Source organism: Streptomyces sp. HUAS TT7 (genome assembly GCF_051550175.1).
Lineage (GTDB): Bacteria > Actinomycetota > Actinomycetes > Streptomycetales > Streptomycetaceae > Streptomyces.
Genome location: NZ_CP196175.1, coordinates 3,758,472 through 3,769,834 on the forward strand (window position 1 = coordinate 3,758,472; position 11,363 = coordinate 3,769,834).

The 11,363-nt window shown below is 71.4% G+C and carries 10 protein-coding genes; 4 read left to right on the forward strand and 6 right to left on the reverse strand.

Annotated features, from left to right (window positions below; genetic code table 11):
- The first annotated feature begins 37 nt into the window (after nt 1-37).
- Both ACSHXC_RS16875 and ACSHXC_RS16880 read left to right on the forward strand, forming a co-directional pair.
- Complete coding sequence (locus tag ACSHXC_RS16875; protein WP_438292386.1) at nt 38-799, forward strand: DUF4253 domain-containing protein; 762 nt, start codon at nt 38-40, stop codon at nt 797-799.
- 81 nt (nt 800-880) lie between these two features.
- Nucleotides 881-1,987: a hypothetical protein gene (locus ACSHXC_RS16880; protein ID WP_438292387.1), complete on the forward strand. Its 1,107-nt coding sequence runs from the start codon at nt 881-883 to the stop codon at nt 1,985-1,987.
- A 23-nt stretch (nt 1,988-2,010) separates the two neighbouring features.
- Here the strand turns inward: ACSHXC_RS16880 and hemB are convergent, their stop codons facing one another.
- The 6 genes from hemB to ACSHXC_RS16910 all read right to left on the reverse strand — a co-directional run bounded on the left by hemB (nt 2,011) and on the right by ACSHXC_RS16910 (nt 9,062).
- The gene (gene hemB / locus ACSHXC_RS16885) at nt 2,011-3,000 is read right to left on the reverse strand and encodes a porphobilinogen synthase (protein WP_438292388.1); all 990 of its coding nucleotides are present in this window, start codon (nt 2,998-3,000) and stop codon (nt 2,011-2,013) included.
- 378 nt (nt 3,001-3,378) lie between these two features.
- Nucleotides 3,379-5,025 carry a uroporphyrinogen-III synthase gene (locus ACSHXC_RS16890; RefSeq protein WP_386009048.1) on the reverse strand — a complete coding sequence of 549 codons (1,647 nt, stop codon included), beginning with the start codon at nt 5,023-5,025 and terminating at the stop codon, nt 3,379-3,381.
- On the reverse strand, nt 5,022-5,981 hold the full coding sequence (gene hemC / locus ACSHXC_RS16895) for a hydroxymethylbilane synthase (RefSeq protein WP_438292389.1): 960 nt from the start codon (nt 5,979-5,981) through the stop codon (nt 5,022-5,024). The genes ACSHXC_RS16890 and hemC overlap by 4 nt, the downstream gene beginning before the upstream one ends.
- Nucleotides 5,978-7,687, reverse strand: coding sequence for a glutamyl-tRNA reductase (locus tag ACSHXC_RS16900; protein ID WP_438292390.1), 1,710 nt, complete (start codon nt 7,685-7,687; stop codon nt 5,978-5,980). Before ACSHXC_RS16900 ends, hemC begins: the two co-directional genes overlap by 4 nt.
- Nucleotides 7,684-8,454: a redox-sensing transcriptional repressor Rex gene (locus ACSHXC_RS16905; protein ID WP_438292391.1), complete on the reverse strand. Its 771-nt coding sequence runs from the start codon at nt 8,452-8,454 to the stop codon at nt 7,684-7,686. Before ACSHXC_RS16905 ends, ACSHXC_RS16900 begins: the two co-directional genes overlap by 4 nt.
- Before the next feature lie 323 nt (nt 8,455-8,777).
- The gene (locus ACSHXC_RS16910) at nt 8,778-9,062 is read right to left on the reverse strand and encodes a glutaredoxin family protein (protein WP_053724588.1); all 285 of its coding nucleotides are present in this window, start codon (nt 9,060-9,062) and stop codon (nt 8,778-8,780) included.
- Between the two features lie 140 nt (nt 9,063-9,202).
- Here ACSHXC_RS16910 and ACSHXC_RS16915 point away from each other — a divergent pair, with 140 nt between their 5' ends.
- Together ACSHXC_RS16915 and ACSHXC_RS16920 are read left to right on the forward strand one after the other, a co-directional pair.
- Nucleotides 9,203-10,144: an HAD family hydrolase gene (locus tag ACSHXC_RS16915; protein ID WP_438292392.1), complete on the forward strand. Its 942-nt coding sequence runs from the start codon at nt 9,203-9,205 to the stop codon at nt 10,142-10,144.
- 370 nt (nt 10,145-10,514) lie between these two features.
- Nucleotides 10,515-11,303: an ECF subfamily RNA polymerase sigma factor, BldN family gene (locus tag ACSHXC_RS16920; protein WP_053724590.1), complete on the forward strand. Its 789-nt coding sequence runs from the start codon at nt 10,515-10,517 to the stop codon at nt 11,301-11,303.
- Nucleotides 11,304-11,363: the final 60 nt, after the last annotated feature.

The following is an 11,363-nucleotide window of genomic DNA, read 5'->3' on the forward strand; positions in this document are numbered from 1 at the left end:
GGGCGGCGTTGTCAGTGGTGGGATCTACATTCGGGGCATGGCGATGCTTGCGAATCCACTTCCGCAACTGATGGACGACCCCACCGGCAAGGTGCTGGGTCTCGACCTGCCGCCGGGCAGGGTGATCGGCCCGGCGGCGGAGCCGCTGCTCTGGCACGCGGACGAACCGGCCGGCCCGCAGGACTGGGCGCGCCTCGCAGCGGCCCGCAGGACAAGCGGCCTGCACCCCGTACTACTGGGCGGAATACGGGAGTTGGCGGACTGGGAGCTCGCCCCGGACGAGGCGTCGTACCCGGGCGACCACGACGCCGAGGACGTGCTGGCCGAGCACTGGGAGACGTACGCCGAGGAGGAGCTGGGCTACGACCCCGAGGAGTGGCCCGGCCTGGCGGAGGCCCCGGCGCTTCACGAGGACCCGGACCGAAGGGCGGCCGAGACCGCCGGGGCGGCGACGGGCGAGGGCCATCTGAAGGGCGCCCGGATCGCCCTGGTCCCGGCCCGCCGCAGCGCCGACATCCCGGCGGCCATCGGCTGGCGCGGCGCACGGAGGCACGAGCCCGACGTGGCGCGCCTGTGCGCGGTGCTGCGCTCGTGGGAGGACAGGTTCGGGGCCAGGGTGGTGGGCCTGACGCCCGATCGCCTCACGGTCTCCGTCGCGGCCCCGCCCGCAACGGGGGAAGAGGCCCTGGTGCTGGCGGCGGAACACTTCGCCTCCTGCCCGGACACGATAGAGACCGACCTCGACGAGTACGCCAACTTCCTTCTGAACAACGGGAGTTGGACCCTCTACTGGAACTGACCGCGGAGCGACAGTGCCCACCCGGAGCCCTTGACGCATCCTTAGCGCAATGATCGATCATCCAAGGAGCATCATGAGCGCATGAACGAAAGACGGGCAGAGGCCGCCCCGGCCGCACTCTCGCTGCCCAAGAACCGCGCGGTGGTCATCAGCGCGACGGCCATCGGTACCGCCCTGCTCCTGGTGATGGTCTGGCTGCTGCTCGTGCCGATGCCGGAACGCCTCGACACGGAGCGGGCGTTCCGGGCGGCCAAGGACTGTGCACCCGGAACGTCCGCCACCGACTGCCTGCACTCCGTACCAGCAGTGATCGAGCGCACGAGGGAGAGGAGCGGCAAGACGCCCTCCCACTGGATGTACGTGAAGACCGCCGAGGGCAACACACCCACCCTCTACTTCAAGGGAGATCAGCGGTACACGTTCGACGGGCTGGCCGGGAAGCGGATCGGCGTCACGTACTGGGAGGGCTCGGTCCGGTACGTCGACTGGGCGGACGCCCGCTGGTACACGGCCGCCGACCCGCGCGGCGCGTACCGGCTGTTCCTGGCCTGGGGTCTGGCCCTGGGCTCGGCCGGCCTGGGCCTGATCCTGATCGGCCTCTGGTGGGCCCGGAGTTACGCCACGACCCGGCTCCGGTACCCGTGGCAGCCGGGGGTCCTGATCATGGGCACGGCCACCCTCGGCCTGGCGGGCGGCCTGCTCCCGTGGTTCGTCCACGGGTGGCGGGCGGCGCTGCTGGCGTACGGGGTGGTGGGGGCGGTCGTCGCGGCTGGGTGCGCGATCGTCGCCGTGGGGCTCCACCGCGCGAACGCATGCAAGACAACGGACACGATCACGATCACGCCGGTCGTCCCGGACGAGGAGGTCGTCCTCTCCGGCATCGTGCGGGGCGACGTCCCGTACGGGGGCGTTCTGGGCGGCGGCTACCTGGTGGCCGAGGCCACCCGCCTGTCGATCATCCCCGACCCGAACTACCGCCTCCACCCCAAGGCCGTACCGGCCACGCTGGAGCCGCTGAGGGTCCGCCCGCCGTACCGGACGGACCCCGACGATCTGAACCTGGGCGACAACTGCCTGGTCCTGGAGTGCCGGGACGGCGGCACACGGGTGTACGTGGCCGCCTCCAGGGAGTCCATGCCGCTGGTGCTGGGCGCGCTGACCACGGCCCGCCAACTGCACCAGCAGTAAAGGGACTTGGGAGCCTCGCGGGGCTACAGGCCCTTGGCCACCTCGGTCGCCCAGTACGTGAGGATCATGTGGGCGCCGGCGCGCTTGATGCCGGTCAGGGTTTCCAGGATCGCGCGGTCGCGGTCGATCCAGCCCTTCTCGGCGGCGGCCTCGATCATCGCGTACTCGCCGCTGATCTGGTACGCGGCGACCGGCACGTCCACCGACTCGGCGACCTTGGCGAGGATGTCGAGGTAGGGCCCGGCCGGCTTGACCATGACCATGTCGGCGCCCTCGTCGAGGTCGAGCGCCAACTCCCGCATGGATTCACGGGTGTTGGCGGGGTCCTGCTGGTAGGTCTTGCGGTCCCCGCGCAGGGAGGAGCCGACGGCCTCGCGGAAGGGCCCGTAGAAGGCGGAGGAGTACTTGGCGGTGTAGGCCAGGATGGAGACGTCTTCGTGGCCGGTCTGGTCCAACGCGTCCCGGATGACGCCGACTTGGCCGTCCATCATCCCGGAGGGCCCGACGACGTGGACTCCGGCGTCGGCCTGGACCTGGGCCATCTCGGCGTAGCGCTCAAGGGTGGCGTCGTTGTCCACGCGCCCGTGCTCGTCGAGCACGCCGCAGTGTCCGTGGTCGGTGTACTCGTCGAGGCAGAGGTCGGACATGATGACGAGGTCGTCACCGACTTCTTCCTTCACGGCGCGGATGGCGACCTGGAGGATCCCGTCCGGGTCGGTCCCGGCCGTTCCGGCGGCGTCCTTCTTCTCGTCCTCCGGCACCCCGAAGAGCATGATCCCGGAGACCCCGGCGGAGACGGCCTCCACAGCGGCCTTGCGCAGCGTGTCGAGGGAGTGCTGCACGACGCCCGGCATGGCCTGGATCGGAACGGGCTCGGCGACGCCCTCCCGCACGAACGCGGGGAGGATGAGGTCGGCGGGGTGCAGGCGGGTCTCGGCGACCATGCGGCGCATGGTGGGGGTGGTGCGCAGCCGACGGGGCCGGGCCCCGGGGAAGGATCCGTACACAGTCATGCGGTACACGCTACGCCGCCGGGGAGGGGGACTTTCCCCACCCCACCCCTTCCCGCTGTGACACTCTGCGGCTCCGCCGCGTGGCCTCCGGGGGGTGTGGGTGGCTGAGCTGCTCTCCTGGGGCTCCGCCCCAGACCCCGTTCGCGCCTTAAGGGCGCTCGTCCTCAAACGCCGGACGGGCTAGAGGTGCCCGTACCCGACCCTGCCAGGGGCGCGGGGAACTGCGCGACCAGCCACCTACAGTCCGCAGCCGAAGTCCGTCCACACAGCGCCCCCACCCCCGGAGGGTTTAGGGAAGGGGCGGGGAGGGGCCAACGGGGTCTGGGGCGGAGCCCCAGCACCCCTGGGGGAGCCGGGGCTCCGCCCCCGCGCACCGTGCTACGTCGTGCGGCGGCGCCGCGCCCCCGGCCGGCGCTCGCTCGGCCGGGTCACGTGCTCGCCCGCGGACACCGCCGCGTCACGACGGGCCGCGCCGAAGTCCGCAAGGGCCTGCGCCAGCTTGTGGACCGACGGCTCCGGAGCCATCACATCCACCCGCAGCCCGTGCTCCTCCGCCGTCTTGGCCGTAGCAGGGCCGATACACGCGATGACGGTCACGTTGTGCGGCTTACCGGCGATGCCGACAAGGTTCCGGACAGTCGAAGACGAAGTGAAAAGGACCGCATCGAACCCGCCCCCCTTGATCGCCTCGCGCGTGTCCGCCGGCGGCGGCGACGCGCGCACGGTCCGGTACGCCGTGACGTCGTCGACCTCCCAGCCGAGCTCGATCAGGCCCGCCACCAGCGTCTCGGTGGCGATGTCGGCACGCGGCAGGAAGACGCGGTCGATCGGGTCGAAGACCGGGTCGTAGGGCGGCCAGTCCTCAAGGAGGCCGGCGGCCGACTGCTCGCCGCTCGGTACCAGGTCCGGCTTCACGCCGAACTCCACGAGCGAGGCCGCGGTCTGCTCGCCCACCGCGGCGACCTTGATCCCCGCGAAGGCCCGAGCGTCGAGACCGTACTCCTCGAACTTCTCGCGCACCGCCTTCACCGCGTTGACCGAGGTGAACGCGATCCACTCGTACCGGCCCGTCACCAGGCCCTTGACCGCGCGTTCCATCTGCTGCGGCGTCCGGGGAGGCTCGACCGCGATCGTCGGCACCTCGTGCGGCACCGCACCGTAGGACCTCAACTGGTCGGAGAGCGAGGCGGCCTGCTCCTTCGTACGCGGGACGAGTACGCGCCAGCCGAACAGCGGCTTGGACTCGAACCACGACAGCTGGTCGCGCTGAGCAGGGGCACTTCGCTCGCCGACCACGGCTATGACGGCCTGGTGCCCGTCCGGCGAGGGCAGCACCTTCGCCTGCTTGAGCACCTGGGCGACCGAGCCGAGCGTCGCGGACCAGGTCCGCTGGCGCGTGGTGGTGCCCGCGATCGTCACGGTCATCGGGGTGTCGGGCTTGCGGCCCGCGGAGACCAGCTCGCCGGCCGCGGCCGCGACGGTCTCCAGGGTCGTCGACACCACCACCGTGCCGTCGCTCGCGCCGACCTCGGCCCAGCACCGCTCGGAGGCGGTACGGGCGTCGACGAAGCGGACGTCGGCGCCGCCGGCGCCGCTCAGCGGGACACCGGCGTACGCGGGCACGCCGACCGCGGCGGCCACGCCCGGCACCACCTCGAAGGGGATGCCCTCGGAGGCGCAGGCCAGCATCTCGCCGGCCGCGTCGCCGTCCAGGCCCGGGTCGCCGGAGACCGCACGGACGACCCGCCTGCCGGAGCGCGCGGCCTCCATGACAAGATTGGCGGCGTCCCGCAACACCGGGATACCGGCGGTAGTTGACGCCTCGTCCACTACCGTCAGCTGAGGTGTGTCCACACCTGCCCGCGCATGCGCGCGAACAACGTCGAGCACAGCGGGCTCGGCGATCAGGACGTCGGCCGACGCCAGCGCCTCCACGGCGCGCAGCGTCAGAAGTCCGGGGTCTCCGGGACCGGCACCGAGGAAGGTGACGTTTCCGGCGGCGGTGGGGTTGGTGGTGGGGCTCAAAGTGCTCGCTCCCCCATAAGACCGGCCGCACCCTTGGCGAGCATCTCGTCCGCGAGTTCGCGTCCGAGGGCCATCGCTTCGTCGTGCGACGTGGGTACGGGACCGGTGGTGGACAGCTGCACCAGCGAAGAACCGTCGGTGGTACCGACCACTCCGCGCAGGCGCATCTCATGAACAATCTGCCCGTCGGCCAGAAGGTCGGCCAACGCACCCACAGGTGCGCTGCAGCCGGCCTCCAGGGCGGCGAGCAGGGACCGCTCGGCGGTCACGGCGGCCCGCGTCAACGGGTCGTCGAGCTCGGCGAGCGCGGCGGCGAGGTCGGCGTTGGCCGCCGTGCACTCGATCGCCAGGGCCCCCTGGCCGGGGGCGGGCAAAACGGTGTCGACCGAGAGGAACTCGGTCACGACGTCGGCGCGTCCGATGCGGTTGAGCCCGGCGGCGGCCAGGACCACCGCGTCGAGCTCGCCCTTGGTGACGTAACCGACGCGGGTGTCGATGTTGCCGCGGATCGGCACGCACTCGATGGTGCGGCCGTGGCTGCGGGCGTACGCGTTGAGCTGCGCCATCCGCCGCGGCGAACCGGTGCCGATGCGGGCGCCGTCCGGAAGCTCGTCGAAGGTCAGACCGTCGCGGGCGACCAGCACGTCGCGCGGGTCCTCGCGCACCGGCACGGCGGCGAGCACCAGGTCGGGGTGCTGGGCGGTGGGCAGGTCCTTGAGGGAGTGCACCGCGAAGTCGACCTCGCCGCGCAGCAGCGCGTCGCGCAGCGCCACGACGAACACACCGGTGCCGCCGATCTGCGCGAGGTGCTCACGCGAGGTGTCGCCGTACGTGGTGATCTCCACCAGCTCGACGGGACGCCCGGTCAACTGCCGTACGGCGTCGGCCACATGGCCGGACTGGGCCATGGCGAGCTTGCTGCGCCTGGTCCCGAGTCTCAGTGCTTTCTCGGTCATGACCGCCCTCGGTTCTTGACATCGGCGTCGTTCAGATCGGCCCGGGAGACGGCGGCCACCGTCTCCGGGTCGAGGTCGAAGAGAGTGCGCAGCGCGTCCGCGTACCCGGCGCCACCGGGCTCGGCGGCAAGCTGCTTGATCCGCACGGTCGGTGCGTGCAGAAGCTTGTCGACAACGCGGCGCACGGTCTGGGTGACCTCGGAGCGCTGCTTGTCGTCGAGGTCCGGGAGCCGGCCCTCCAGGCGCGCGACCTCGCCGGCCACGACCTCGGCGGCCATGGCGCGCAGCGCCACGACGGTCGGCGTGATGTGCGCGGCCCGCTGGGCGGCGCCGAACGCGGCCACCTCGTCGGAGACGATCGAGCGCACCTGGTCCACATCGGCGGCCATCGGCGCGTCGGCCGAGGCTTCGGCGAGCGACTCGATGTCGACGAGCCGCACCCCGGGGATGCGGTGCACGGCGGCGTCGATGTCGCGCGGCATGGCGAGGTCGAGCAGCGCCAGCTTCACGGGCCCGGCCGGTACGGGAACACCGCGCCCGGCGCCGGCCTGCGGCCGCTCCGCCCGCTCGGCCCAACTGCCGTGCAGTTCAAGGGAGTTGACGTCGACGGCCGGGGCCGCGTTCAGGGCGTCCACGCCGGGCCCGGCGAAGGTGATGCCCGCGTCGGCGAGGGCGGCCAGGTCCACCGGGCAGCCCGCGGCGTCGGGCGCGGGGGCCTCGGAACGTACGGCTTCGGCCTGATGCGCGACATCGTCCGGCTCCGTACCGTCCGCGAGGAGGCCCGCGCGCCCGGCGGCGGCGACCTCGGCGAGAGCGGCGCGGTCGGCGGCCGAAAGGCGGGCCACCGTGGCGGGGTCGGCGGCCGGGGCCAGCGGCGGCAGGCCGAGCGCGGTGGCGACGGCCTCGCCGGTCAGCACCAGACCCGTTGCCCCGGTGCAGGACACGGCCACGTCGACTCGTGTCAGTTCCCGTGCGACATCGGCCATCGCGACGGCGCGCGCGGCCGTGCCCGCCTCGCCGAGGATCTCGACGAGCCGCTCGGCGCGGGCGTGCGTCCGGTTGGCGACCACGATCTCGTCGACGCCGGTGCGGGCCAGCGTCGCCGCGGCGAGCGAGGACATCGAACCGGCGCCGATGACCAGCGCCCGCTTGCCCTTGGCCCAGTCCTCGACGGACGCCCCGGCGGCGAGCTGCTCCAGGCCGAAGGTGACGAGCGACTGCCCGGCCCGGTCGATCCCGGTCTCGCTGTGGGCGCGCTTGCCGACCCGCAGCGCCTGCTGGAACAGGTCGTTCAACAGCCGCCCGGCGGTGTGCAGTTCCTGCCCGAGCGCGAGGGTGTCCTTGATCTGCCCGAGGATCTGCCCCTCGCCGACGACCATGGAGTCGAGCCCGCAGGCCACCGAGAAGAGGTGGTGGACGGCCCGGTCCTCGTAGTGCACATACAGATAAGGGGTGAGCTCTTCGAGGCCGACGCCGCTGTGCTGGGCGAGCAGCGTGGAGAGCTCGGCGACACCCGCGTGGAACTTGTCCACGTCCGCGTACAGCTCGATGCGGTTGCAGGTGGCGAGCACCGCGGCCTCGGCGGCGGGCTCGGCGGCGAGGGTGTCGTGGAGCAGCTTGGCCTGCGCGTCCGCGGAGAGGGAGGCCCGCTCCAGGGCGCTGACGGGGGCGCTGCGGTGGCTGAGGCCGACGACCAGGAGGCTCATGCCGGCATCACGGCGGGCATGTCCCCGTCCGGTCCCTTCCGGCCATTGCCCGCGGCGCGCACCGGCGGCACCACGGCGGCCGCGGCCTCGGTGACGGCGGCTTCCTCGCCGGCCTTGCGCTGCTCGTGGAAGGCGAGGATCTGCAGCTCGATGGAGAGGTCGACCTTGCGCACGTCGACGCCCTCGGGCACCGAGAGCACGGTCGGCGCGAAGTTGAGGATGGAGGTCACCCCGGCCGCGACGAGACGGTCGCAGACCTGCTGAGCGGCGCCCGCCGGGGTCGCGATGACCCCGATCGAGACCCCGTTCTCGCTGATGATCTTCTCCAGGTCGTCGGTGTGCTGCACCGGCATCCCGGCCACCGGCTTTCCGGCCATAGCGGGGTCGGCGTCTATCAGCGCCGCGACCCGGAAACCGCGCGAGGCGAAGCCGCCGTAGTTGGCGAGGGCGGCGCCGAGGTTACCGATACCGACGATGACAACCGGCCAGTCCTGGGTCAGGCCCAGTTCCCGGGAGATCTGGTAGACGAGATACTCGACGTCGTACCCGACACCGCGGGTGCCGTACGAGCCCAGGTACGAGAAGTCCTTGCGCAGCTTCGCGGAGTTGACCCCCGCGGCGGCCGCGAGCTCCTCCGAGGAGACCGTCGGCACGGAGCGCTCCGAAAGTCCGGTGAGCGCACGCAGATACAGCGGAAGCCTGGCGACGGTGGCCTCGGGGATTCCTCGGCTTCGGGTCGCCGGTCGGTGAGTTCGGCCAGTTGCCACGGTGCTCCTGCGGGATGAGCGGGGCTGCAGGCGGCCACATGTCCCAGGGCCGCCCCGTCGGATGCAGGCTATGTCTTTGTGAACGCGTGCACAAAGATGGTGTCCGCTTTGTCCGAGCAAAGTGACCGGGCTCACGCGACCCGAGGAGGGAATCGCGGAACCACAGACGGGTTCGGTCCGTTCAGGACCCGAAGGGGGCAAAGCCGCACACACTCCTCACAGCGATACCCCCGAACCACAGCAAAACGACCACGATGGTAACCGCAACTATCGCGAACCCCATCATTTGGCTGTTCAACCGCCCACGGCCCGGAGCGCAGCGTTCAACCGGTCAGTGCGCCTCTGAGGCGTACGGGATCCACGCGCCAGAAGGTGTGCTGCTCGCCGTCGACCAGCACGACCGGAATCTGCTCCCAGTACTCCTTGTACAGCGCCTCGTCCTGGGTGATGTCCTTCTTCTCCCAGGCCGCACCCGTCTCGGCACACACGGCCTCGATCACCTCCTGGGCGTCGTCGCAGAGGTGGCAACCGGGCTTCCCGATCAGCGTGACCACCCGGTCGGCAGGGTTCCCGCCCGGCTTCTTCGTACGTCGCAGCAAGGGACTCATGGCTCCCATTCTCCAACCCCCGACCCGCCCTGTGGACCCATAAGCCCGGATCGTCCGCTTAACACGACGGCCGCGGAGAGTTCACGCCATCGCTCCCTGGCGAGTCGGGAAGTTCCGAACAGACTGGCTATGCTCACGGCATGGCCGCACTGGGATGGCTCACCCCTCGTAGGCGCTCGGCGACAGCACGCAGCGTGCTGGCCGGCGAGGCCGCAGCCGAGGCAGCCCGCAAGTCCTCGCAGGAACTGGCAGAGCTGGCGCAGGCCAAGGCCGACGAGACACCGTCGGAGCCCGAGTTCCCCGTCGTCGGGGACGATCTCGCCGCCGCCTTCTTCGACCTCGACAACACCGTGATGCAGGGCGCCGCCCTCTTCCACTTCGGCCGGGGTCTGTACAAGAGGAAGTTCTTCCAGCGCCGCGAGCTGGCGCGCTTCGCCTGGCAGCAGGCCTGGTTCCGGCTCGTCGGCGTCGAGGACCCCGAGCACATGCAGGACGCCCGCGACAGCGCGCTGTCCATCGTCAAGGGCCACCGCGTCTCCGAGCTGATGTCCATCGGCGAGGAGATCTACGACGAGTACATGGCCGAGCGCATCTGGCCCGGCACCCGCGCGCTCGCCCAGGCCCACCTGGACGCGGGCCAGAAGGTCTGGCTGGTGACGGCCGCCCCGGTCGAGACCGCCACGATCATCGCCCGGCGCCTGGGCCTGACCGGCGCGCTCGGCACGGTCGCCGAGTCGGTGGACGGCGTCTATACGGGACGCCTGGTGGGCGAGCCCCTGCACGGGCCCGCCAAGGCCGAGGCCGTCCGGGCGCTCGCCGCCGCCGAGGGACTCGACCTGACCCGCTGCGCCGCGTACAGCGACTCGCACAACGACATCCCGATGCTCTCGCTCGTCGGCCACCCCTACGCCATCAACCCGGACGCCAAACTCCGCAAACACGCCCGCGAGCGCGAGTGGCGGCTGCGCGACTACCGCACCGGGCGCAAGGCCGCGAAGGTCGGCATCCCGGCCGCGGCCGGGGTCGGCGCACTGGCGGGCGGCACGGCCGCGGCCGTCGCCCTGCACCGCCGCCGCCGCTAGTCGGCCACTGTCCGCAGTCAACGGGCGTCTCCGGCGGCCGCCCGCGGCGTCAGCCGCCGGAATATTCGATTGCGGGGGTTTCGTCCCCATCCCCCTTGGCTCGCCAGCCCCGTTGCCCACACCCGGGCACAACAGATCCCCGGCACGGACAAATCCGAAAGCATTCCGATCAACTTCCGGTCACTATGTGCGACTTGAACAGACGCATAGACGTAACAGAAGCGACGGAATCGACGATTTGAGCAACTGGGTGTAGCGCTCCCTGCACGAAGCGTTATTCTCCTCAGACGCAATCCGGAACCCGCACATCGCCACGATGGGTGAACAGTTCCGCACTGCACGTGATGGAAGCTCTGCCTCTGGGAGTCCCGTGTACCCACACGTCGGGGTTGACGCCTCGGGCCTGGCTACGCTGCGCGGGGCGGTCGTCGACCGCCTGCGCGTATTCGTCCCCACCGCGTACGCCGGCGCCCCTGCCTTCGCCACCGCAACACCCGTCGGGCCCTGCTATGCCCTGGCCGACGGTGGTGCCGCAGTCGGTAGACGGAGCGGCGGCCGCAGCACGGGCACGTCCGCGACGCCCACCGCGCGCCGGCCCACCGCCGACAGCGACAGCGCCCGCATGATGGACCTCGTCGAGCGCGCCCAAGCGGGCGAGGCCGACGCCTTCGGACGGCTCTACGACCAGTACAGCGACACCGTCTACCGCTACATCTACTACCGCGTCGGCGGCAAGGCGACGGCCGAGGACCTCACCAGCGAGACGTTCCTGCGCGCCCTGCGCCGGATCTCCACCTTCACCTGGCAGGGCCGCGACTTCGGCGCCTGGCTGGTCACGATCGCGCGCAACCTGGTCGCCGACCACTTCAAGTCGAGCCGTTTCCGGCTCGAAGTGACCACCGGCGAAATGCTCGACGCCAACGAGGTCGAGCGCTCCCCCGAGGACTCCGTCCTGGAGTCGCTCTCCAACGCCGCCCTGCTCGAAGCCGTACGCAAGCTCAATCCGCAACAGCAGGAGTGCGTCACCCTGCGCTTCCTCCAGGGCCTCTCGGTCGCCGAGACCGCCCGCGTCATGGGCAAGAACGAGGGCGCGATCAAGACCCTCCAGTACCGGGCCGTGCGCACCCTCGCCCGGCTCCTCCCGGACGACGCCCGTTGACCGCCCGGCCCGTCCGGACACCACCCGCCGACCCGCCTCAGGCGGGTCCGACTCGCCGTC